Here is a 23,536-nt window from a genome sequence, read left to right on the forward strand (position 1 = left end):
TGCAAATACATTTTTCGACGGTTACAGTATGTGACTGACGAACATTGTCGTATAACTTAACTTAAAAGAGCGCATGATATACCTCTTGATTTTAATAGCCTTTGTAATATCTATTGTCTTTTCGATGCTGATTATTCCACGTATTCTTATCGTGGCTTTGACGAAAAGGTTATTCGATATTCCGGATGAAAGAAAAATACATACAGGAGCTGTCCCCCGGTTGGGAGGAATCTCTTTCGCTCCTATTATTCTGTTTACGCTGGCTTTTATCTCAGCCATCTCTTACCTGGGATACCTGCAAGGTCTGCCGATCCCTCCTAATATCATTTCACATGTCACACCCGATTTTTACCTGCTCACATGCGGATTGATCCTGCTGTATCTGGCTGGCATTAAAGATGATCTGATCGGATTACATTATTCTACCAAATTTATCATACAGATACTGGCGGCTTCGCTATTGCCTCTATCCGGGCTATGGCTCAATAACCTGTATGGATTATTCGGTATGCATGAACTGCCGGCATGGCTGGGTATGCCGCTGACTATCTTCGTCATTGTTTTTATTTGCAATGCGATCAACTTGATCGACGGAATAGACGGGCTGGCTTCCGGTTTAAGCGGTGTCTCCCTGATGGTATTAGGGGTATTGTTCCTGCATAACCAGATGTGGACATATGCCACGCTGGCTTTCTCGACATTGGGAGTGTTGATCCCTTTCTTTTATTATAATGTATTCGGGCAGGTCGAACATGGAAGAAAGATATTTATGGGTGATACCGGCAGCCTGACTTTAGGGTATATCCTGGCTTTCCTCTGCATTCGTTATGCAGTGTATAACCCGGAGGTAACACCCTACTCCACCAGTGCGATCCTGGTTGCTTTCTCTACCCTGATCGTACCGATGTTCGATGTGATACGGGTGATGTTGATACGGTTCAGAAGCAATAAGGGGTTGTTCTCGCCGGATAAAAATCATATTCATCACAAATTTCTGAAAATGGGATGCAAACCGCATGGAGCTTTATTATATATACTTGGTATCTCTATATTTTTCAGTGGCTTAAATATCATACTCGCCCCTTTTGCCAATATAAATATTTTATTCTTAACGGATATTATCCTATGGACAGCTCTTAATCTCTGTCTGGACAAACTTAAATGCATATAGAATTTATTTAACGAAAAGAAATTACTTAAAAGGTTTAATTGAATTATGAAAGCATGTTTTATGGGACTTGGCTACATTGGCCTCCCCACAGCAATTATAGCTGCCGAACACGGCATAGAAGTTATTGGTGTAGACATTAACCCGCAGGTTGTCGATATGACCAATCAAGGTTTAATCCATATCGTGGAACCCGGTTTACAGGAATTATGCCGGAAAGTAGTAACGTCCGGCCATCTGAAGGCTTCGGTAAAGCCGGAAACCAGTGATGTATACCTGGTCGTTGTCCCTACCCCGTTCAAAGGAAATCACGAACCGGATATTTCTTATGTGGAAACGGCAACCCGTTCGGTTATCCCCTTGCTGAAGGAAAATGACCTGTTCATCATCGAGTCTACTTCGCCGGTAGGGACAACGGACAAGATGACTGATTTAATTTTCTCCCTCCGTCCGGAGCTGAAAGGGAAAATCTACATTGCTTATTGTCCGGAACGTGTATTACCGGGAAATGTCATTTATGAACTGGTCCATAACGATCGTGTCATCGGTGGGATCAACCCTGAGTCGACAGAGAAAGCGATCGGGTTTTACAGCCGGTTCGTCAAAGGAACCCTGCACAAGACAAATGCTAAAACGGCGGAGATGTGCAAACTGACCGAGAACTCCTCCCGTGACGTACAGATCGCTTTCGCCAACGAACTGTCGCTCATTTGCGACAAGGCCGGCATCAATGTTTGGGAACTGATTGAACTGGCCAACAAGCATCCGAGGGTTCATATCCTGCAACCGGGTTCCGGCGTAGGAGGCCATTGTATTGCCGTCGATCCTTATTTCATTACGGCTGAGTTTCCCTATGAATCGCAATTGATAGCGAAAGCCCGTGAGATCAATAACTACAAGGCTTTCTGGTGTGCCGAAAAAGTAGAGAATGCCATGCTTAAGTTCGAACTGGAACATAACCGGAAACCAGTCGTTGCCATGATGGGACTGGCTTTCAAACCCGATATCGACGATCTGCGGGAATCACCAGCCAAGTATATCACGACCAAAGTCATGCAAAGCCGTAACAATGCAGATATTCTCGTGGTGGAACCGAATGTTCATGAGCACAAAATATTCAAACTCACCAACTACAAAGAGGCATACGAAAAAGCCGACATAATCGTCTTCCTGGTGGCTCATAAGGAGTTCAAGGAGTTACCCAGGAAAGAGAATAAAGTGATATTGGATTTTTGCGGGATATATAAAAAATGATGGTTAAATCAAGAACACAAAGAAGCATACAAAACGTTCGGATAGCATTGATTTATTATTTTATCAATCTAATAATCAGCTTTATATCCCGTAAGATCTTCATTGAATATCTGGGAACAGAAATTTTAGGGCTGAACACGACTGTCGTCAATCTCCTTCAATTCTTAAATCTTGCGGAACTTGGTATCGGGGCAGCAATATCCTATACACTCTATCAACCACTAGCAGATAATAATAGAGACAAGATCTGTGAGATAGTTTCAGTTCAAGGATACATGTACCGTAAAATTGCAGGATTTGTAATTTGGGGTTCATTTATCCTTATGTGTTTCTTTCCGTTCATTTTTGCCAAAACCCAGCTACCTTTATGGTATGCTTACGGCACATTTTTCGTATTACTAACCAGTTCACTGGCCAGCTACTATTTTAACTATCGTCAGATAGTATTGACTGCCGATCAGAAAGACTACAAAATTACGATCCATGTAAAAAGTATTACCATCATCAAATCCGTTCTACAAATCCTGGCAATAGTTTATTTGTCTGACGGATATGTATGGTGGTTACTTTTGGAATTCATAGCAGTAATTTTTACAACAATCTCCGTAAATCTTCTGCTAAGACGGGAATACCCCTGGTTATCTGCCCGGGTAAAAACAGGTAAAGAGTTAAAAGGAAAATATTCAGAAATCATAAAAAAGACAAAACAACTCTTTTTCCATAAAGTGGGAGGATATGTACTTACCCAAACAAGTCCTTTGATCATATATGCTTACACATCCCTGACACAGGTAGCCGTTTATGGGAACTATATGTTGATCATCATGGGGATTATGGCATTACTTGCCGCCATATTCAACAGCATAGGAGCCGGAGTAGGGAATCTGGTCGCATCAAGTGATAAAGATCATATTCTGAATGTATTCGAAGAATTATTCTGTTCTCGTTTTTTATTTGTTGGAACAGCATGTTACTGTGTTTATCAATTGGCACCCGCTTTTATTACTTTATGGGTCGGGCCGGAATATCAACTAGATAATTTATCGCTGATACTAATGGTTGCAATCATGTATATAAACCTGATCCGTACAGTTGTCGATTCATTTATCAATGCTTATGGCCTATTCCAAGATATCTGGGCACCAATTGCTGAAGCAATATTAAATATAGGACTATCCGTTCTGTTTGGATATTGGTGGGGAATACCAGGCATACTTTGCGGTGTCTTGATCAGTTTACTTCTGATCGTTTTTACCTGGAAACCTATATTCCTGTTCCGAAAGGGATTCAAGACTTCCATTAGCAATTATATTTACTTATATATCAAATCGATTATATCGTTACTATTTACAACGGTTATAGTACTCTATATTTCCAACTATATCGACCTTAACCCCGCTTCTTCTTATATTAACTTTATATTGTATGCATCATTGACCGGAAGCTTGTATCTCATTCTTTTACTGATACCGCTATATCTTTGTAATAAAGGAACCAGAGATTTTGTAAAAAGAATCACACACATAAAACTGTATCCCTTCGATCGATTTTAACCATGTACCTATATCTGATTTTCATACTATTGCTTGCCGGTAGTTTTCTCGAAATCTTCGACAGCAAAAGACAAGGGACGGCTCAAATTATTTATTATCTTACACTCTCTATCCTATTCCTGTTATCTTTTCTCAGATGGGAAAGAGGCACCGATTGGAGTGGATATTATGACTATTTCAGTAATATATATGACCTTGATTTTTCCAACAATTTCGAAAACGGATTCATATTTCTGAATTATTGTATCCATTACCTGTTCAACAGCTACACTGTTCTATTATTTATTTTAGCTGCTATACAATATTTTTTTATATCGAAAGCTATCCGGTATTTATCCATATATCCCGTATTAAGTCTGCTTTGCTATTTTTCTGTCACAAAAGGAGGGATATTCTTTGTACGACAATATATAGCCCTGGCAATTCTGATGTATTCCATCAGGTATGTAATAGAAAAAAAAATATATATGTTCCTTTTTGCTGTTATTATAGCTTGCATGATCCATCGTACAGCGTTACTATTTCTACCGGTGTATTTCATCTTCGATAAAGACATTAAAATAAAATATTATATAATTATATTGCTGGTACTAATACCGATGGCTTTTTATATATCAACAGTTTTTGATTCTATCAGCACAGGTTTGGTCAACTCGATCATTGAAAATAAGATCAATAACTATATTGATAAAAGCGCTTCCGGAGAAACTTATGGAGTAGAATTATCCAAATCAACTATACTAATCAGGGGAGTAATAAAACGGGGATTTATCATTTTGCTATATTTTCTGTTTATGAGAGAAGAACTATCAAATAATAATATCACACGGGGACTATTCAATATATATATTTTCGGAACCTGCTTATACATATTGCTTACTCCCCTATCAGAACAACTAAGCCGGGTTTGTCTGTATTTTGATATATTCGATATTTTCCTGTTCCCACTATTACTGGAGAAGCAAGAAAGATGGAATAAATTATTATTCTTCAGCCTGATAATAACATTTTCATTCATCAGATTACATAGTTCTATCGAACTTCGAAAAGAATTATTTATTCCTTATAAGTCTATATTCAACAAAGAACAAATCGTAGAAATCGGTTAAAATAACATCTAATGAAAGTATTATATATTTCAAGAGTCAATCCTTTTATCAATGGAGGAGGTCCTTTCGCTTCAAGAGCCTACATTGATGCCTTTATGGAACTATCGGAACATTTCACATTAATGATCGCCGATAACTGTATCGTACCTGATAATTATAAACAATCGGCCGATATTGTATATGTCCCCAAACGTCCTTTCAAGGAAAAGTTATTGTTCCCATTTACTGGCAGGCTACATCGTTTTATTCCTTTTATCTATGATTATTGGCAAAACATAAATGAAGATAGGTTCGATACAGTTGTCTTAAATGGAGGTGTACTGGCAGGAGACATGGTAGATTTTTTCAAAAGTAAAAAGTTAAAAGTGATAACTATTCACCATAATGTAGAACGCCGGTACCACAAAGATAACAAGACTATTGAATCTTTTGGCGGATTGTATGCCGGCTATATAAACAAAAATGAAAAAAAGGCTTTATTAAACAGCGATTTGAACCTATCTATCAGTAATGATGACATTCAGGAGTTCAAAGATATATATGATTTGCCTGAAAATATCCGGGTGAAATACCTCGGATGCTTCGAGAATAAAGAAAGAAGGACAGAAAATATCCTTTTGCAACCGGACAATTGCACATTAGCCATAACCGGGAGTTTGCACGACTATCAGACAGAAGACGGTATAACCCACTTTCTGAAAGAACTTTATACACCGATTATCAGCAAATATCCGGATATCAATATTATAATAGCCGGCAGAAACCCCGGAAAAAAACTAATAGAAAAATGTAAACGCTCTAATATAGAACTGATAGCTAATCCGGAAAATATGGATGCAGTTATAAAAAAATCATCCGTCTATATAGCTCCGGCACGGTTGGGTAGCGGACTTAAACTACGTGTCATGGATGGATTAAGAAACGGTAAAGCCATACTGACTCATCCTACTTCAGCAAAGGGTTACGATCTTTTTCATAACAAAGACTATTTTAAACAATATCATTCCGTAGAAGACTTTATGGAAAAATTGGATTATTTATTAAACAATCAGTTTAATCCTCTCTGTATCAAAACAGACTATGAGAAATATTTTTCATTCCCAAGTGGATTGGAAAGGCTTAAAGTAATATTAAATGAAGAATTGAATAATGAAAGTAGTATATATAAATCCTAATATAAATCATCACAAATTACCCTTTTATGATGCATTGAGAAATATCTATGGTCAGGATAATGTTATTTATGCGACTCCTTTGATTCATGAAGAAAATCGAATAAAAATGGGATTTGACAGTTACCAGCAAGAAAATTGGCTTTATCACATACAGCCTTCTAATTTTACTGAATTTTCAAACCTTTTTTACGAAGCGGATATAGTCCTATGCAGTATAAGAGATTATTATCGGTTAATGGAGAAACGTTTACAAAGCGGTAAACTGACATTCTATTTTTCAGAACGATGGTTTAAGGAAGGGATTGGGAAATTTCGTTTACTGCATCCTAAAATTCTCAATCTTGTATACCAATTTAGAAAATTATCTACTTATCCGAATTTCTTCTATTTGGCACAAGGAGAGTATGCCGCATATGATTTTAATTATCTGGGTATTTGTAAGAATCGCATTTTCAGTTTCGGATATTTTACATCTATCAATCAAACAGTTAGAGGTAACCATTTGCTTCCAAAAGAGAAAATTAACCTATTATGGTGCGGAAGGATGCTAAAATTGAAAAGGGTCGATTTATTAATCAAAGCATTCTGTGATCTGCAAAAGAAAAATAACAACATTCATTTAACCCTCGTTGGCAATGGTCCTGCTTCTAAATGTTTAATAAAATATTTACATAAACATGCCCTCCCTTCAAATTATACGCTATATGATTTCCTTCCGGTTACCGAAGTTCGATATTTGATGCAGCAGGCTGATATATATGTACTACCGAGTAACGGACATGAAGGATGGGGGGCCGTCATCAATGAAGCAATGGCAGAATCATGTGCAATAGTAGGAAGCAACAAGATTGGCGCCGTCAAAAGCATGTTGTCTCATGGCATAAATGCGATGATTTTTCCGTCAGGGAATCTACAGGCACTAAAAGAATGTATATCATCCCTAACAGGTGATCCTATACTATTGGCTAAGTTAAAAAAAGAGTCCAACGCATTAGTTAACAATCTTTGGTCTGCTTCTACCGCTGCTTTCAGATTCTCTATGGTCGTTGATGCCATATTGAATAAGGAGGATTATAATATATATCGAGAAGGTGTAATGAAATTATTAAAGTATGATAGTAATAAGATTATATAGGATCGGAAATTTACTGCATAGAAAATCATGGTTCAGATTAGCTAAGCTGGTATCTTACTTAAATCGGTTTTTGTTTGCTGTATGGCTACCTTCTTCCGCAAAGATTGGCCGTAATTTCAAGCTTGGATATGGCGGGCTAGGCGTTGTTATTCATAAAGACGCTATAATCGGAGATAATGTTTTAATTGCCCAGAATGTAACAATAGGGAGAAATTTTGGTGATAAAAAAGTACCTGTCATAGGTAATGATGTTTATGTAGGTACAGGCTCTGTTATTTTTGGAGAGATAACCATTGGAAATAATGTCATTATTGGTTCCAATACATTAGTCAATAAAAGCATACCTGATAATACGACAGTTGTAGGTAACCCGATGAAGATTATTCAAAGTAACCGTATCAAAAAATATTATGAATTAGACACCAAAACAGATCCATGTAAAAAAACAGTTTTGAAGAATCATTAAATGAGACATCTTATATTATACTATAATACAATACGTTTTCTAAAGTTCAAACAACTATTCTTTCAGCTTTGGTACAGAGGTAAACGATTGGTATGGAAAACATTCCGATTTCGATATTCTTTTGATCATACTAAAGAAGGATTTCCTTTACATATTATAGATTTCATACATAAATATATTAGTGCAGAAGGGATAAATTCTTTTCACTTTTTAAACAAAACCTCTGAATTTACAATTTGGGATGACGAACGACATGGAAAATTATGGTCATACAATTTGAATTATATGGATTTTCTTCTTCAAGACAATTTATCTTTACAGAAGAAATTTTATTGGATCAATAAATTTATAATTGATTTAAAATCTAACAAGAATGGATTAGAACCGTATCCTATAGCCCTGCGTGGTGTAAACTGGATAAAGTTTTTTTCCAAATATTATCTATTAATTCCTCCCGAAAACACAAAAAATTGGAATACATCGTTATATAACCAATATAGAATTTTATCTGATAACCTTGAATATCACTTATTAGGCAACCATTTATTAGAAGATGCATTTTCTTTGTTGTGGGCCGCACTTTATTTTAAAGACAACTTTTTTTATGAACAGGCCACACAATTATTATATAGTGAATTGGAAGAACAAATACTTCCTGATGGTGCACATTATGAACTAACTCCGATGTACCATGAAATATTGCTGGACCGTTTACTTGATTGCATCAATGCCGCTAAATATAATATGCGGTTCGATCAACAGAAATACATTGTAAAATATATGGAATCAAAAGCTATAAAAATGCTCGGATGGCTAGAAGCTATCATCTATACTGATGGTTCCATGCCTTTATTCAATGACAGCACCTATGGTATAGCTCCAATAGCCAGGGATTTGTTTCTGTATGCTAAACGACTGGGATTAACCTGGTCAAAAGAAAATTTGAAGGAATCCGGTTATCGAAAATTTGAATCTTCCGGATTTGAAATGGTACTGGATGTCGGTAATATCGGTCCGGACTACATTCCCGGACATGCTCATGCCGACACTTTCAACTATGAATTACGGATTGATGGGAAACCTTTCATCATCGACTCTGGTATCTCGACCTACGAGAAAAATGTACGGCGACAATATGAACGTGAGACACAGGCGCATAATACGGTTCGGGTTGCAGGTCAAAGCTCCAGCAATGTCTGGGGAGGTTTCCGGGTTGCCCAACGGGCTAAAATCACTTACCTGAAAGAAGAGCGTAACAGTATCACTGCCCGCCATAACGGATTCAGGCAACTGGGTGTCGAACACCAACGACGATTTAATATGAAAAACCGGGAGATTACGATTGAAGACCAACTTATACCCGCCAAAGGAGCAAAAGGGATCAACTATATACATCTACATCCCGATGTCACGATTCTATCGGTCAATACGGATTCAGTAAAGACAGACCGTGGAACCATCTCCTTCTCCGGGGCGGACAAAGTATGGATTGAATCCTGTGAGATCGCTTTTGAATATAATAAACTGATTCCGACAAAAAAAATATGCCTGGCTTTTACCAACCAAATGCAATATACAATCAGGCATAACATCCAATAAACATTTATCACTAATGAAAATCTTATTTTTAACTGATAATTTTCCGCCGGAAGTGAATGCGCCGGCTACCCGGACTTACGAACATTGTAAAGAATGGGTAAAACAAGGGGAAGAAGTCACGGTCATCACCTGTACTCCTAATTTCCCTCAGGGGAAAGTATATACAGGATACCGTAACCGCCTCTATCAAAAAGAAATAATGGATGGTATCCGTGTAATACGGATATGGAGTTACATCACGGCAAACGAAGGTTTTCTGAAACGGACACTCGACTATATCAGTTTCTCCGTTACTTCTTTCTTTGCCGGGTTATTTCAACAGGCTGATATAATCATTGCCACCTCTCCCCAATTTTTCACAGCCTTGTCGGGACGTACCCTTTCTTTCTGGAAAAGAAAACCCTGGATCATGGAAGTCCGCGATCTATGGCCCGAATCCATCAAAACAGTCGGTGCCATGAAAGAAAATCCTATAATCCGCTTTCTGGAATGGGAGGAAAAAAGATGTTACCGCTCTGCCAAAAAAATCATCGTTGTAACGGACTCATTCAAAAAGAGGTTAAGCGAAAAAGGAATCCCTCTCCAAAAGATAGAAGTTATAAAAAACGGGGTAAACAGGGAATTGTTCACTCCCATGTCTAAAGATCAAGTATTACTTGAACAGCTGGATTTAAAAGATAAAAAAATCATCGGTTATATCGGTACTCACGGAATGGCTCACAAACTGGATTTTATCCTTGAATGTGCGGCTGGGATGGAGGGGAAAAACAACTTTCATTTCCTGTTCCTGGGAACCGGAGCCGAGAAGAATAAACTGCTGAAACTAAAGGATGACTTAGGAATCAAAAATGTTACGATGCTCGATCCGGTATCCAAGCAGGATGTAAAAAGATACATTTCCATCCTTGATGTTGCATTGATCAATTTGCGTAAATCAAATTTATTCACGACAGTCATTCCTTCAAAAATCTTTGAAAATGCAGGCATGGAAATACCTATCCTGATGGGAGTGGACGGAGAGGCACGTCAGATAGTCGAGTCGTACAAAGCCGGATTATGCTTCGAACCCGAATCAAAAGAAGACTTCGAGCGTCAACTCGACAGGCTCCTCTCCGATCCTGTCTTATATGAACAATGTAAAGCCGGATGCAGAAAACTTGCACACGATTTTGACAGAAAAGTACTCGCCGGACAAATGCTGAATATAATAAAAGAAACAAAATGAAAAAGATTATGCTAGTCTTCGGCACACGTCCCGAAGCAATAAAAATGGCTCCGTTAATCAAAGAATTTCAGAAACATCCTCATCTGTTCCAAACAGTCGTTTGTGTTACCGGACAACACCGGGAGATGTTGGACCAGGTCCTTCGCATCTTTGACATACATCCTGATTATGACTTGAATATTATGAAGCAGGGACAGGACCTGTATGACGTTACAGCCCGCGTACTTACCGGAATGAGAGATGTGCTGAAAGAATTCCGTCCCGATCTGGTGCTGGTACACGGCGACACAACCACGTCGACAGCGGCAGCACTGGCTGCCTTTTACCAGCAGATACCGGTCGGACATATAGAAGCCGGATTACGGACACACAATATATACAGTCCCTGGCCGGAAGAAATGAACCGGCAACTGACGGGTAGAATAGCATCTTATCACTTCGCTCCGACAGCCTTAAGCAAAAAAAATCTATTGGAGGAAGGAATAGATGAGAAGCTGATTACAGTAACAGGTAACACTGTCATAGATGCCTTGTATCACGTAGTCTCAGAAATAAAAAACAAGGATGAACTGAAGCAACTACTTGCCAGTGAACTGGAAAAGTCCGGTTATAAAACCTCCCGCCTGTCAGAACAAAGTAACCGGAAATTGGTTTTAATCACAGGTCATCGCCGGGAAAACTTCGGTAACGGTTTTATTTCTATGTGTAAAGCGCTCAAAACATTAGCAATCAAATACCCGGACATAGACTTTGTCTATCCGATGCACCTTAATCCGAACGTCAGGAAACCGATAAAGAGTGTGTTTGGAGATATCCGTCTGCCAAATCTATTCTTCATCGAACCATTGGAATATCTGCCATTCGTCTACCTGATGGAACAGTCTGCTATTGTATTGACGGATAGCGGCGGTATTCAGGAAGAAGCACCCGGACTGGGAAAACCGGTCCTGGTAATGCGCGATACCACTGAACGTCCGGAAGCGTTAGACGCCGGAACTGTAAAATTGGTAGGAACAGATTTTATCAGGATACTCGATGAAACATCCCGATTAATTGAGGATAAAAAATATTACGACCAAATGAGTAAAGCCGTGAATCCTTATGGAGACGGTTTGGCTTGCCAACGAATTGTTACTAAAATAAAAGAGATTCTATGAAGACTTTAAACAAATGCATTCTTTGTTTCTTTTGCTCATTGTACTCTATCCTGGCAATAGCCCAGGTTCCGCAGGAGTTACTTGATAAGGCCAAGGCTGCCGGCATGACAGAAGAACAGATACAACAGGAAATTACCAAACGTTTAAACAGTAGCGGGACGAAACAGTCAGTAATCCCGGCCAGCGAACAACCGGTAACCGACCGGATCATGATAACAAATGAGATCCCTCCAATCGACATACAACGGAAAGATAACACCTCTGAAGACAGTCTAAAAAACCAGGTCTTCGGTCGTGAGATATTTTCCAATAAAAACCTGTCTTTCGAACCGAATATGAATATGCCGACTCCCAGAAATTATCCATTGTCAGCCGGTGATGAAGTACTTATTGATGTATGGGGAGATTCGGAGTTAAACCTGAAGCTGACTTTATCACCCGAAGGAACGATCATCATTCCCAATGTAGGGCCAGTCGCTTTAAGCGGGCTGACAATCGAAGAAGCAGAAAACCGGATCAAGCAGGAGTTGGGAAAAATCATGTGGAACCTGGTAGACGGAAAAGAACCTAATACATTTGTTTCGGTCGGACTAGGGAAAATCCGGAGTATTAAAGTAAATATTGTTGGAGAAGCGGTTGCACCGGGTACCTACACCTTATCTTCGCTAGCCTCCTTGTTCAATGCTTTATACGCAGCAGGTGGAGTGAACGACATCGGTTCCCTCCGTAATATCCGGGTATATCGTAACAATAAGGAAATAGCCAATCTGGATGTATACGATTATCTGCTTAACGGAAAATATGATACCAATATCCGGTTGGAAGACAATGATATGATTATTATCGAACCCTACGAGCAACTGGTTAACACACACGGGAAAATAAAACGTAACCGTACATTCGAACTCCGTAAAGGAGAGACATTGGAAGACCTGCTGAAAATGGCAGGGGGATTCACCGGAGACGCTTTTACAGAAGACGTGACAATCAAACGGAAATCTGGTTCCCGTTATCAGATTGCTACCGTAACCGCTGAAGAATTTCCTACATTTGTCCTTCAGGACGGCGACTCCCTGTTAGTAGACTCCGTAATCCCCTTTTATGACAACCGGATCACGATTACCGGTTCCGTATGGCGTCCCGGAGAATATGAATTAAGCCCAAAAGTACATACCGTCAAACAATTGATCAAACAGGCGGCCGGGCTAAAAGGAGATGAATTTATAGGCAGGGCGCATCTTACCCGTCTGAATCCCGACTTCACCAGTACGGTTATTGCCATAGATATACAAGGTATAATGAACGGGGAAATCCCGGACATGGAATTACAGAAAGAAGACAAATTATATATACCTTCTTTATTTGAACTCCGGGAACCTTATACCGTCAAAGTCGGCGGAGCTGTCAATAACCCAGACACAGTTATCCCTTTCAGCAAAAATATGACGGTGGAAGATGCCATCATTCTTGCCGGAGGACTACAGGAATCCGCCTCGACGATCAATGTTGAAGTAGCCCGCCGGATCAAGGATCCTACGGCTGATAAAAGTACGAACCAGGTTTCCAAAGTATATACTGTTGCATTGAGCGATGAACTGCAACTGCCATCCAAATCATCCGGGGCCCATGCAGATACACTTTTTACTCTTGAACCGTTCGATGAAGTTTTTGTCCGTTTCTCTCCGGGATATGAAAAACAGGAAGTCGTAAAAGTAAATGGGGAAGTCACTTTTGCCGGTGACTATGCTTTACCTTATAAAAACACACGCCTGAGTGATATTATCGCTCAATCGGGAGGAGTAACTCCGGATGCTTATGTGAGAGGAGCTAGTTTAAAACGCCAGTTGACGGAAGATGAAATCCGCCAGGTGGAAACATTGTTGCAACTAAGTAATAACAACAAGCAGAGTAAGGATTCTATCGCCTTGTCGCTTACCAATATAAAGAACTATTCTGTCGGAATCGATTTACAACAGGCACTTGCCCACCCGAAAAGTACCTATGACCTGGTTCTCCGTGACGGGGATATCATTTATATACCTCAGTTACAGAGTACAGTGAAAATCAGCGGGGCCGTTACCTATCCGAACAGTATCACATATACCAAAGGAATGTCCGTCCGCGATTGTCTGTCACAGGCCGGAGGATATAACGATACTTCCCGCAAATATCCGATTGTAATTTATATGAACGGAAAAGTAGCGACCACCCGTAAAGTTGGTATTTTCTTTAAACGTTATCCAAAGATCGAGCCGGGTTGTGAAATAGTCGTTCCAAGTAAAAGCCAACGCGACAGAAGGGCGAACCTGGCTGAAATACTCAGCATCACAAGTTCTACGACTTCTATCGCTGCCATGTTGACTTCATTGATAAATTCTCTCAAATAAACTTTGTAGTAAAGGATGATAAACAAGAGTGAAAAAAAGACTGATAAGATAGAATTGGATATAGATATTATAGCCGTTATACAGTTCTTATGGTCAAAAAGAAAACTATTTCTGAAAAGTAGCGGAATAGCGGTGATTATAGGACTTGTCATTGCATTCAGTATCCCGAAAGAATACACCACAACCGTCAAACTGATGCCCGAAACAAACAATACGGCAAGTAAGATGGGGAATCTCGGAGGACTGGCAGCCATGGCTGGAATAGATATAAACAGCGGAAACAGCCAGGATGCTATTTCACCCGAAGTTTATCCGGATATTGTTCACAGTACTCCGTTTCTTCTGGAACTTTTCCCTCAGGAAGTAACGAATAAGAAGAAAACGTTGAAAATGTCTCTGTTCAATTATCTGAAAGGACATCAGAAAGAGGCATGGTGGAATCTGATCATACAAGCCCCGCTGAAAGGTATCTCCTATCTCATCGAAATGCTGGGAGATGAAGATCACCAGCCAGACAAGATAGATCCTTTTTTTCTTACCAAAGAGCAAAAAGATATCATAAAGAAATTACAGGAACGGATATCGATCTTTGTAGATAAGAAAACGCAGGTAGTAACCGTTTCCGTCCGGATGCAGGATCCGGTTATCTCAGCACGAGTAACGGATAATGTAGTGGAAAAATTAAAAAAATATATCACCAACTACCGGACACAAAAAGCAAAAAAAGATCTGGAATTTACAGAGAAAGTACTAAAAGAGGCTCAGGATGCCTACTATAAAGCCCAACAAACGTATGCCGCATTTGAAGACGGTAATAAAAATATCGTTTCAGCCAGTTACCGGACAGAGTTGGAACGGTTGAAAAATGAGATGACACTGACATTCAATGTCTATAACACATTAGCGCAAAAACAGGAACAGGATAAATTACGGGTACAGGAACAAACACCTGTCTATACCATTATAGAACCTGCTTCCGTCCCCCTGAAAGCTTCAACACCTAAAAAAGTACTGATCCTTATCGGTTGTATTTTTCTTGACTTGATAGCAATAAGCGGATATGTACTGATCAGAAACAGGCAAATATTCTGATCAGTACATATTCTTGTAGTCGGAGTTACGACCGGCTGATCTGCAACCCCTTATCGGAAAGGCTCATCTCAACGAAACGGGCATTCGGATTATGCGGCGAAGCAGTCAGCTGTCTGCGTATTTGTAAGGCCGCATCCGGATCTTTAGCGACGATATACAGATAACCGCCTCCACCTGCTCCGGGTAATTTATATCCCAAGGCATACTCTTTAATCTGGGTGATAAGTGCCTCTACTGCCGGAGGATTTGTTCCGGAATCGAGTGCTTTCTTTTGTTCCCAGGTCTTTGCGATAAGTTTGCCGTAGGTTTCAAAATTACCGCACTGGATGGCTTCAAACATATCCAGGGCATGTGTTTTCATTTCTGAGAGCAGGTGGAGATGGGTCCCACTGTTCAGGAACATCCCTTGCACGATCTCAGCCAGGATATTTTTTGCCGTACGGGTTATACCGGTATAATAAAGTAAATGACAGCCCTGATATTGCGAGTCTGTAAACAAATATTCCGGCAACCAGCGCACGGAAGGATTCTGGTTGAATCCCTCTCCTGTTTGTAAAAGTTTCAGACCGTGCAATACTCCGCCATACTGATCCTGCCAGCCTCCGCCGGTTGTCAGCAATTGTTCCAGTATCAATGTGCGGTATCCAATCTTACTTTTATCCCAGGCCAGACCGCAAAAATCAGAGATTGCCCCCAGAACCGTCGCTGCCAGGATAGAACTGGTACCAAGTCCGGAACCGGCAGGAATAGCCGCCAGTAAAGTTACCTCCAACCCGCAACCGAAACTCTTCAACTGATCTTCCAGCGAAGGGTAATGCTCTGCTGAAAATTCCGGGACAAAGCCGGCAAGTGCTAACGCTGCTTTCGGTATAGAGAAAGGAGAACCGATCTTTTTATAATCATGCAATTCATCCCAGGTTGAAACAACCTCCATAGCCCCCAGGTCTATGGAACGTAAAATAATTTTATATTCTTTCGATGGCTTGACATATACTTGCAACGGTGGCTGGCCATTCAGTTCGATAGCTACATTAACCACGTTTCCCCCGGCATACATACAGTAAGGAGGTGTGTCAGTCCATCCGCCAGCCAGGTCGATACGTACCGGACTACGTCCCCAAACAATCTGATCGCGATAGACATTCAGGAAAGGAGATTGCTTTTCACGGGAAACAGACCCGATCAGTCCTTCTCTCAACAATGAAAAAGCATCCTGTTGTTCCTCTTCATAAGGCTTCCCTTCCAGTTGCAATACACGAGCCCGGAACATCCGGTTATGTATCCGTTTCATTAAAGGAACTTCAGAGGAAAGCACCTCAGGTAAAGCCAGATTTCCACCGGCAAATTCACGTGCAGCATCAGCAAGGTCCAACTGATAGAAGACACTTTTCTCGTGATTAGCGGCCAGCATCGGCCAGTTGGCATAACGGAACTTTTCACGTTGGGCAAACAACCGATCCAGATTCGCATAATCAGATAATTCATTCGCCGACATTTTCTGGGAAGTTTCCCATATCTTACGGCCATTTTCCAGTCCGGGTTCGGAAACCATCCAGCGTATCACCAGTCCTAATTCGTCCGTATTCTTACAAACCGGGAACAACGGGGCATTCTGTAAATCATCAAAAGGTTCGAATGTTACTCCCCTATCCTTTCCCCATTGAATGACAGGACATCCCATGAAAAGCGTTTTCTCATCGTCAGATGCTCCTTTAAACGGATCATTAAAACCATAAGGACGTGCAGCCCAGTCTTGCTCACCGACCGGAACGACATCGATACAAACACCGGAGGGCAGATCCAATTCCCAGTTATTTGCCGGGACACCGGTTAGTATATGGCGGTTATCCAGTTTCCAATTCTTTCCTATATAACTGTTTTCAATCCATAGCTCAGAGTTCTCGGCTGTCAGCGTCAAATCGATAGCTGCATTCTGCACGAACATGGCCGGATGAGGTTTAACCTTACGGTGCATAATTGCCCGCTGGTCACGTACCAGATTCTGAACGGCTAGTGTGGAAGAGATCAGTTCACGACTCGTGCCATAATGGTAAAACTCTCCTCCTTCCAATGGTAAAATAGCCACACTTAACTGATTCAGTTCAGTATCGGCAATACGGGGATGTTCTCCCAATGCCAGCCCAAATTCAGAATACAGATCGTAAGATTTCATAGTCTTCCTGTCGGCTGTATAAGAATGTTTCATCAGCAACTCCATTGCCCGGTCGCTAAGTAACCAGACCCCTATATCCATCAGGAAAAGATGTGTCTGTGCCAACTTCCCCAAATCATCCAAAGAAGGCTTCTGAAGCATAAAGTCCAGTTTATCGGGCGTCTGCCGGTCCGACACGAATACACCATGGTTGGTAGCCAGGGCAGGATCGACCCACAATCCGTAACAAACAACATCCACCTCCGGAATATCCTGTAACGGCTCACTGTTTCTTATATACACATCACCACTGGCAATCAGGGTATGGAGTGAATCCGGCGCTTTATACATGATCTCCTCATATAAAGGAAGTTGCAGGGATAGCAGATTTTGTGATAACTTTTGCCCTCTCGCCCATCTGAAAACAGGTATCGGAGTCAAAATCTTTCCCGACGGGGCATATCCGGGTAACCGCCGGCTTTGACCTCCGGCATGCAACAAAATTCTTTTTTCTTTTGCCAGCCATTCCTTTACAGATATTTGAGGTGCTTCATTTTGCCGGCATGCTTCGATCAACCAGGTTGTACCACCACCGGAACCAAGCCGTGCCCCTACGGGGTCGGAAGTACAAAACCATTCATCCACATTTACTTTCGCTATCTTGTGGAAACTATTCACCAAATTGGGCGGTAACGATAATAATTTCTTCATATTTATATATGTATCAGGAAACGATGAAATCATTCCTGCCTAGTTATTCTATCTTTATCACAAAAGTAGTTTTTCCTTCCATTATGATCACACGTAAGTTAAATTTTAATTTAATTTTACCATTCAATATGCCATTGGTTTAAATTATTATATTCATATTTGTAGTGAAAAGCAACTTACATATCCAGTTGACGATAAAAAACGTTGGTTTTTACTAATCACCCCCTATCATTTAGTTTTCTAACGTATCTTTAGTTATTCATTTAATATTCAATTGTATGATATACGGTTATGTAAGAGTCAGTACGGATAAGCAGAGTACTGAAAATCAGCGATTTGAAATTGAAAAGTTCGCAAAAGCCAAAAGCATGCGTATTGATCGCTGGGTAGAAGAAACAATCAGTGGAACAACAGATGTTGCAGAACGGCAACTAGGACGGTTAATCAAGCAAATCCGTAAAGGAGACATCTTGATTACAACTGAGTTATCCCGTTTAGGTCGTAACCTGATGCAGGTTATGAGCTTCCTCCATCAATGCATGGAGAGAGACATTTTCGTGATAACGGTCAAAGAACGCTATGAGTTGGGAAACAACATCAACAGCAAAATCCTGGCCTTTGCTTTCAGCCTGAGTGCCGAGATAGAACGTAACCTGATTTCTCAACGTACAAAAGAAGCGTTGGCACGAAAGAAAAAAGAAGGGACAAAACTAGGTCGTCCCAAGGGGGGAAAGTCGGAACAGTACAAACTGTCCGGTAAAGAAAATCTCATTCGTAAACTTCTGGAAGAAAAGAAAACCAGATTGTACATCAGTAAAAAGTTAGGAGTAAACAGACAAACTTTAAGAGATTTCATGAGGATGAACCCGGAGTTAGACTGATTATAGAAATATTAAGTTTTTTGTCGCCCGAAGAACATGTGTCCCAATTGTTAAACAATGCAATCCAGGTGAATAAAATCTAAGCTAAATTGTTTATTTATAGTTGTTTGTTCTAAATACATAAGAAAAATGTGTATTGAAACATCTAATATTAATACTGTTTGTGTTCTGAAGGAATATTTTATCCACCATTACACTCTCATTATGAAAACATTAGATACAATTATCGATCAACAAAAAATTAATTTTTAATGATTCACATATCAGAAGCAAATAACAGGCCGTCTTCGGACAAGACAGACATTTTTTTGAGAATAAAAAAGAGATTGTAAAAATTACACCAAGAGAAAAAATTCAAGGAATAAAGTGATATGGATATAAGTATTTAAGTTAAAAGCTAAAAAGTTATTCTATTAGGCGCAGCAAGGAATAGAAAGAACAAGAACTCTGGGATTCTACTTTAGTAAATAATTACTTGTGTATTGAGAAAACTTCATTTTTTCATCTCACTTTTACACATTATTATACTATAAATTAACTAATTGTGAATAAATATACTATCTTTGGGATAAATTGCGCTAGTAGAAATATTCGTTGAACCTTATAAAAAGAAAAAAGTATGGAAAGAACACTTGTTATATTAAAACCATGCACCATCCAGCGAGGTCTGATTGGTGAAATAATTGCCCGTTTTGAAAAAAAGGGATTGATATTGGAAGGCATGAAAATGACCTGGTTGACGGATGAGATTTTAAGCGAACATTACGCTCACCTGAAAGAAAGGTCTTTTTTTCAAAGGGTTAAAGACGCAATGGCTGTATGCCCTGTGATTGTTTGTTGCTGGAAAGGAGTCGATGCGGTAAATGTAGTGCGTACGCTGGCCGGATCAACCAATGGAAGAAATGCCGCCCCGGGAACCATCCGCGGAGACTACAGCATGAGTGTACAGGAAAATATCGTACATGCCTCCGATTCACCGGAAACAGCCGCAATCGAATTAAAAAGATTTTTCAATGAGGATGAATTATTTAGTTATGAGACAAAAAACCTGCTCAGTCTTTATGCAAACGATGAATTCTGAGAGATAAAGTAAACAAAAAGCCGGAAAAGAGAAATCATAGACTCTTTTCCGGTTTTTTTATTTCTACGATATCATCCTATCCTCCCGAACCGGATGAACAACCTCATTACTAATCTAAAAATCTAATACCATGAAAAACACACTACATTATATAAACAAGCCCATTCTATGAAATGTTCCGAAAAAATAAAGAAATTACTTGCAGTTGTATTATTCCCGAATTGGACCTATATTTGTACTGTATTTTAAACACGAGTACAGACAAAAAATTAAAAGAAAACAATATGCACAGTTGGTTTGAATGTAAAGTCTCCTTTGAAAAAGTACTGGAGAACGGAATGCAAAAGAAAGTAACAGAACCTTATCTGGTCGACGCCCTCTCTTTCACAGAAGCGGAAGCCCGTATCATTGAAGAAATACGCCCGTTCATATCCGGCGAATTTACTGTTACTGACATCAAACGTGCCCGTCTTTCAGAATTGTTCTTCAACGAAAACGGCGACCGTTTCTACAAAATTAAAGTATATTTCATCACACTCGATGAAAAAAGCGGCGCTGAAAAGAAAACGGCTGCACAGATGCTTGCACAGGCTTGCACACTGAAAGAAGCCATCGCCGTACTGGAAGAAGGCATGAAAGGCACCATGGCCGATTACACAATCGCTTCGGTTACAGAAACCATGCTGATGGACGTATTCCCTTTCTCCGTCAATGATGACAAAACGCCCAAATCAGGAGAAGAACTGATTGCCGAACAGAAAAAACAGGCTGAGGACAAAGCACAGGAAGCATGAGTATCTCCCAGAACATAGTACAGTTAAAGGCATCGCTACCGGCAAACGTCACATTGGTAGCCGTGTCCAAGTTTCATCCGGCAGAAGCATTGATGGAGGCCTACAATGCTGGCCAGCGTGTCTTTGGCGAAAGCAGGGCACAGGAGCTGACGGCTAAACAAAAAGTACTACCGGGTGATATCGAATGGCATTTTATCGGTCCGCTGCAAAGCAATAAAGTAAAAGATATTGCGCCATTTATCCATACAATCCATAGCATCGACTCGCTGAAATTATTACAGGAAGTAAATAAACAAGCCGCAAAAAACAACCGTATAATCCGTGTATTGCTGGAGATACATGTTGCTCAGGAAGAGACCAAACACGGACTAAGTCCTGACGAGTGCCGTGAGCTTCTGCAAAACGAACAACTTGCCGAACTAGGCAATATTCAGATATGCGGATTGATGGGAATGGCGACCTATACCGATGACATTGCGCTCATCGAACAGGAATTTCACATCTTACATGAACTTTTCAGCGAATTAAAAGCTATATATTTCATAGGAAATGATAATTTTGCAGTACTATCTATGGGAATGAGTCACGATTATCCGGTTGCCATTCGCCAGGGTAGCACCATGATACGGGTTGGAACCAGTATTTTCGGCGAACGCGAGTACTAACACATTAAATTGAATCTAACATGATTGACATTAAAACCCAATATGCGGGACTAACACTTCGTAATCCGTTAATTGTAGGAAGTTCAGGTCTGACAAACAACCCTGAGCGAAACAAGGAATTCGAAAAGGCAGGTGCCGGAGCGATTGTTCTCAAATCTCTTTTTGAAGAACAAATTGAAATGCAAAGCGATTCGCTTATGCAGGATTCAGACTATCCGGAAGCTGCCGATTATATCCGTGGTTATGTAAAAGCAAACCAGGTAAACAACTATCTGGAACTGATAAAAAAGACAAAAGAATAGTGTACCATTCCTATCATTGCCAGCATCAACTGTTACAAGTCTGATGTGTGGATTGACTTTGCCCGTCAGATAGAGTTGGCAGGAGCCGACGCACTTGAACTGAATGTCTATTTTCTTGAAACGAGTCTGGAATACAATCCCGACGAGATTCGTGACCTTTACGTCAACATCATCCGGAAAGTAAAGGAAACGGTTTCAATACCCGTTATCATGAAAATCGGGAAAAACGTCGGAAACATTCCGGCACTGGTTAATACATTAAAGGTTAACGGGGCAGATGGCGTAGTGATGTTCAACCGCTTTTACCAGCCGGACATCGACATCAACAATATGCAGATAGTATCGGGCAACGTATTCAGCAACCACTCCGACCTGAGCGACACAATCCGCTGGACGGCAATCATTTCAGGTAAGGTTCCCGGAATAAGCATCGCTTCGTCAACCGGTATCCACGATTGGGAAGACGTTATCAAATGCCTGTTGGCAGGAGCTTCTGCCGTACAGATGTGCAGCGCATTATATACTCATGGCGGCGAAATCATATCACAAGTACTTACTTGTATTGAAGAATGGATGCACCAGACACATTATCAGAATCTGGCACAATTCCAGGGTAAACTGAATTATGCCAATATCCCGGATCCGGCCATGTATGAACGTTCACAGTTCATGAAATACTTCTCAAACAGAGACTAAGAAACAAATCTGATAAAACAGAAAAGAGACAGGGTTCCAGCCTTGTCTCTTTTTTATTTATTCCTTAATCATTGTCAGAAGCATTTTAAAACGTTGCACCGCTGTTAAAGCATGCGGTACATTGGCAGGAAGCACCAACGACTCCCCTGCTTTCATCCGGGAATGATTTCCATCGACAACGATTTCCATTTCACCTTCCAGTATTTGTACCAGAGCATCAAAAGGTGCGGTATGTTCACTCAGTCCTTCCCCTTTATCAAAAGAAAACAGAGTAATGTTACCTGCTGCACTTTTCACGATTTGTTTGCTGACAACCCCACCCGCTGAATAATCAACCAAATTGCTTAAATCGACTACAACTCCTTTTTGAAATAATTTTTCCATATCTTTTCTATTTACTGGTTTATAATAATCCATTCTGTTTTTCTTAAAACAACAGATGAAAAACATTTGTTCTCAACTACCCTTCAACAAGCCGGATAAAATATTTTCCACTAAACAATATCAATATTAAAAATATTATCTATCTTTGCATCATTAATAAAGAATACGACATGGAAGCAATCTGCGTAATCAAAGACATATACAAAACATTATATCAGTTTGAAAAGGCTTTTTCAGACGTTCATGAAATTACAATCAACGAAGCAATGCTGCTTTGCTGCCTGAAAGACAATCAGCCCAAATCAGCAGGCACCATCTGTGAATATATCGGATTATCGAACTCACGTGTATCCAAAGTAATCACTTCCGTTGAAAACAAAGGCTTTATCGACCGTACGATGAGTAAGGAAGATAAACGGCAGATGTTCTTTTCTCTTACCCCGAAAGGAAAAGAAAAAGTACAGAAAATGATGAATGCCGAATTACGTTTCGACGGCCTGTTCGGAAAACTGCAACAATGTATGGAAAAGGGATAATCCCTTTTTTTACT

Annotated in this window: 19 protein-coding genes and 1 pseudogene; 18 read left to right on the forward strand and 2 right to left on the reverse strand. The window is 40.1% G+C overall.

The genetic code is table 11. The features are described 5' to 3' along the window. The first annotated feature begins 73 nt into the window (after positions 1–73). From C825_RS21210 to C825_RS21265, 12 genes are read left to right on the forward strand one after another with little or no spacing between them, the layout of a single operon-like run. Positions 74–1,171 carry an MraY family glycosyltransferase gene (locus tag C825_RS21210; protein WP_010800078.1) on the forward strand — a complete coding sequence of 366 codons (1,098 nt, stop codon included), beginning with the start codon at positions 74–76 and terminating at the stop codon, positions 1,169–1,171. A gap of 45 nt (positions 1,172–1,216) precedes the next feature. After that, entirely contained in the window at positions 1,217–2,422 is a 1,206-nt protein-coding gene (gene wecC, locus C825_RS21215; RefSeq protein ID WP_010800079.1) for a UDP-N-acetyl-D-mannosamine dehydrogenase, read from the forward strand. Then, on the forward strand, positions 2,422–3,975 hold the full coding sequence (locus C825_RS21220) for a lipopolysaccharide biosynthesis protein (protein ID WP_010800080.1): 1,554 nt from the start codon (positions 2,422–2,424) through the stop codon (positions 3,973–3,975). Before wecC ends, C825_RS21220 begins: the two co-directional genes overlap by 1 nt. A 2-nt stretch (positions 3,976–3,977) precedes the next feature. Continuing rightward, positions 3,978–5,084 carry an EpsG family protein gene (locus tag C825_RS21225; protein WP_010800081.1) on the forward strand — a complete coding sequence of 369 codons (1,107 nt, stop codon included), beginning with the start codon at positions 3,978–3,980 and terminating at the stop codon, positions 5,082–5,084. Positions 5,085–5,095: 11 nt separating this feature from the next. Next, complete coding sequence (locus C825_RS21230; protein ID WP_010800082.1) at positions 5,096–6,259, forward strand: glycosyltransferase; 1,164 nt, start codon at positions 5,096–5,098, stop codon at positions 6,257–6,259. Further along, positions 6,234–7,394 (forward strand): glycosyltransferase family 4 protein, encoded by a 1,161-nt coding sequence (locus tag C825_RS21235; RefSeq protein ID WP_010800083.1) that lies wholly within the window; start codon positions 6,234–6,236, stop codon positions 7,392–7,394. Before C825_RS21230 ends, C825_RS21235 begins: the two co-directional genes overlap by 26 nt. Further along, complete coding sequence (locus C825_RS21240) at positions 7,372–7,860, forward strand: serine O-acetyltransferase (protein WP_007657851.1); 489 nt, start codon at positions 7,372–7,374, stop codon at positions 7,858–7,860. Before C825_RS21235 ends, C825_RS21240 begins: the two co-directional genes overlap by 23 nt. After that, positions 7,861–9,459: an alginate lyase family protein gene (locus tag C825_RS21245; protein ID WP_010800084.1), complete on the forward strand. Its 1,599-nt coding sequence runs from the start codon at positions 7,861–7,863 to the stop codon at positions 9,457–9,459. A 13-nt stretch (positions 9,460–9,472) separates the two neighbouring features. Next, on the forward strand, positions 9,473–10,684 hold the full coding sequence (locus C825_RS21250; protein WP_010800085.1) for a glycosyltransferase family 4 protein: 1,212 nt from the start codon (positions 9,473–9,475) through the stop codon (positions 10,682–10,684). Then, a complete protein-coding gene (wecB, locus tag C825_RS21255) occupies positions 10,681–11,841 on the forward strand; it encodes a non-hydrolyzing UDP-N-acetylglucosamine 2-epimerase (RefSeq protein ID WP_010800086.1) in 1,161 nt (386 codons plus the stop codon). The genes C825_RS21250 and wecB overlap by 4 nt, the downstream gene beginning before the upstream one ends. After that, positions 11,838–14,228 (forward strand): SLBB domain-containing protein, encoded by a 2,391-nt coding sequence (locus C825_RS21260; protein ID WP_010800087.1) that lies wholly within the window; start codon positions 11,838–11,840, stop codon positions 14,226–14,228. The genes wecB and C825_RS21260 overlap by 4 nt, the downstream gene beginning before the upstream one ends. Positions 14,229–14,243: 15 nt before the next feature. After that, positions 14,244–15,320, forward strand: coding sequence for a GNVR domain-containing protein (locus C825_RS21265; protein WP_010800088.1), 1,077 nt, complete (start codon positions 14,244–14,246; stop codon positions 15,318–15,320). A gap of 25 nt (positions 15,321–15,345) precedes the next feature. Here C825_RS21265 and C825_RS21270 read toward each other — a convergent pair whose 3' ends face one another. After that, the gene (locus tag C825_RS21270; protein WP_044215176.1) at positions 15,346–18,183 is read right to left on the reverse strand and encodes a bifunctional fucokinase/fucose-1-phosphate guanylyltransferase; all 2,838 of its coding nucleotides are present in this window, start codon (positions 18,181–18,183) and stop codon (positions 15,346–15,348) included. Positions 18,184–18,461: 278 nt separating this feature from the next. Between C825_RS21270 and C825_RS21275 the strand changes: the two genes are divergently transcribed. From C825_RS21275 to C825_RS21295, 5 genes and pseudogenes are all read left to right on the forward strand, one after another. Continuing rightward, positions 18,462–19,064, forward strand: coding sequence for a master DNA invertase Mpi family serine-type recombinase (locus C825_RS21275; protein ID WP_007657826.1), 603 nt, complete (start codon positions 18,462–18,464; stop codon positions 19,062–19,064). Positions 19,065–19,683: 619 nt separating this feature from the next. Further along, the gene (gene ndk, locus C825_RS21280) at positions 19,684–20,145 is read left to right on the forward strand and encodes a nucleoside-diphosphate kinase (protein ID WP_007657824.1); all 462 of its coding nucleotides are present in this window, start codon (positions 19,684–19,686) and stop codon (positions 20,143–20,145) included. Positions 20,146–20,429: 284 nt separating this feature from the next. Further along, positions 20,430–20,939: a DUF4494 domain-containing protein gene (locus tag C825_RS21285; RefSeq protein ID WP_044215177.1), complete on the forward strand. Its 510-nt coding sequence runs from the start codon at positions 20,430–20,432 to the stop codon at positions 20,937–20,939. Further along, positions 20,936–21,604: a YggS family pyridoxal phosphate-dependent enzyme gene (locus C825_RS21290; RefSeq protein WP_007657822.1), complete on the forward strand. Its 669-nt coding sequence runs from the start codon at positions 20,936–20,938 to the stop codon at positions 21,602–21,604. Before C825_RS21285 ends, C825_RS21290 begins: the two co-directional genes overlap by 4 nt. Positions 21,605–21,624: 20 nt before the next feature. Continuing rightward, a pseudogene (locus tag C825_RS21295) lies at positions 21,625–22,602 on the forward strand (dihydroorotate dehydrogenase-like protein). 57 nt (positions 22,603–22,659) lie between these two features. Here the strand turns inward: C825_RS21295 and C825_RS21300 are convergent. Next, a complete protein-coding gene (locus tag C825_RS21300; protein ID WP_007657820.1) occupies positions 22,660–22,986 on the reverse strand; it encodes a cupin domain-containing protein in 327 nt (108 codons plus the stop codon). A gap of 170 nt (positions 22,987–23,156) precedes the next feature. Between C825_RS21300 and C825_RS21305 the strand changes: the two genes are divergently transcribed. Next, a complete protein-coding gene (locus C825_RS21305; RefSeq protein WP_010800092.1) occupies positions 23,157–23,522 on the forward strand; it encodes a MarR family winged helix-turn-helix transcriptional regulator in 366 nt (121 codons plus the stop codon). The last annotated feature ends 14 nt before the right edge of the window (positions 23,523–23,536 follow it).

Source organism: Parabacteroides sp. ASF519 (assembly GCF_000364265.2).
GTDB classification, from domain to species: domain Bacteria; phylum Bacteroidota; class Bacteroidia; order Bacteroidales; family Tannerellaceae; genus Parabacteroides; species Parabacteroides goldsteinii.

What these genes read in the sequence shown, in the direction of transcription:
- C825_RS21210 (WP_010800078.1), top strand. Translation starts at nt 74, where the DNA reads ATGATATACCTCTTGATTTTAATAGCCTTTGTAATATCTATTGTCTTT.
- wecC (WP_010800079.1), top strand. Translation starts at nt 1,217, where the DNA reads ATGAAAGCATGTTTTATGGGACTTGGCTACATTGGCCTCCCCACAGCA.
- C825_RS21220 (WP_010800080.1), top strand. Translation starts at nt 2,422, where the DNA reads ATGGTTAAATCAAGAACACAAAGAAGCATACAAAACGTTCGGATAGCA.
- C825_RS21225 (WP_010800081.1), top strand. Translation starts at nt 3,978, where the DNA reads ATGTACCTATATCTGATTTTCATACTATTGCTTGCCGGTAGTTTTCTC.
- C825_RS21230 (WP_010800082.1), top strand. Translation starts at nt 5,096, where the DNA reads ATGAAAGTATTATATATTTCAAGAGTCAATCCTTTTATCAATGGAGGA.
- C825_RS21235 (WP_010800083.1), top strand. Translation starts at nt 6,234, where the DNA reads ATGAAAGTAGTATATATAAATCCTAATATAAATCATCACAAATTACCC.
- C825_RS21240 (WP_007657851.1), top strand. Translation starts at nt 7,372, where the DNA reads ATGATAGTAATAAGATTATATAGGATCGGAAATTTACTGCATAGAAAA.
- C825_RS21245 (WP_010800084.1), top strand. Translation starts at nt 7,861, where the DNA reads ATGAGACATCTTATATTATACTATAATACAATACGTTTTCTAAAGTTC.
- C825_RS21250 (WP_010800085.1), top strand. Translation starts at nt 9,473, where the DNA reads ATGAAAATCTTATTTTTAACTGATAATTTTCCGCCGGAAGTGAATGCG.
- wecB (WP_010800086.1), top strand. Translation starts at nt 10,681, where the DNA reads ATGAAAAAGATTATGCTAGTCTTCGGCACACGTCCCGAAGCAATAAAA.
- C825_RS21260 (WP_010800087.1), top strand. Translation starts at nt 11,838, where the DNA reads ATGAAGACTTTAAACAAATGCATTCTTTGTTTCTTTTGCTCATTGTAC.
- C825_RS21265 (WP_010800088.1), top strand. Translation starts at nt 14,244, where the DNA reads ATGATAAACAAGAGTGAAAAAAAGACTGATAAGATAGAATTGGATATA.
- C825_RS21270 (WP_044215176.1), bottom strand. Translation starts at nt 18,183, where the DNA reads ATGAAGAAATTATTATCGTTACCGCCCAATTTGGTGAATAGTTTCCAC.
- C825_RS21275 (WP_007657826.1), top strand. Translation starts at nt 18,462, where the DNA reads ATGATATACGGTTATGTAAGAGTCAGTACGGATAAGCAGAGTACTGAA.
- ndk (WP_007657824.1), top strand. Translation starts at nt 19,684, where the DNA reads ATGGAAAGAACACTTGTTATATTAAAACCATGCACCATCCAGCGAGGT.
- C825_RS21285 (WP_044215177.1), top strand. Translation starts at nt 20,430, where the DNA reads ATGCACAGTTGGTTTGAATGTAAAGTCTCCTTTGAAAAAGTACTGGAG.
- C825_RS21290 (WP_007657822.1), top strand. Translation starts at nt 20,936, where the DNA reads ATGAGTATCTCCCAGAACATAGTACAGTTAAAGGCATCGCTACCGGCA.
- C825_RS21300 (WP_007657820.1), bottom strand. Translation starts at nt 22,986, where the DNA reads ATGGAAAAATTATTTCAAAAAGGAGTTGTAGTCGATTTAAGCAATTTG.
- C825_RS21305 (WP_010800092.1), top strand. Translation starts at nt 23,157, where the DNA reads ATGGAAGCAATCTGCGTAATCAAAGACATATACAAAACATTATATCAG.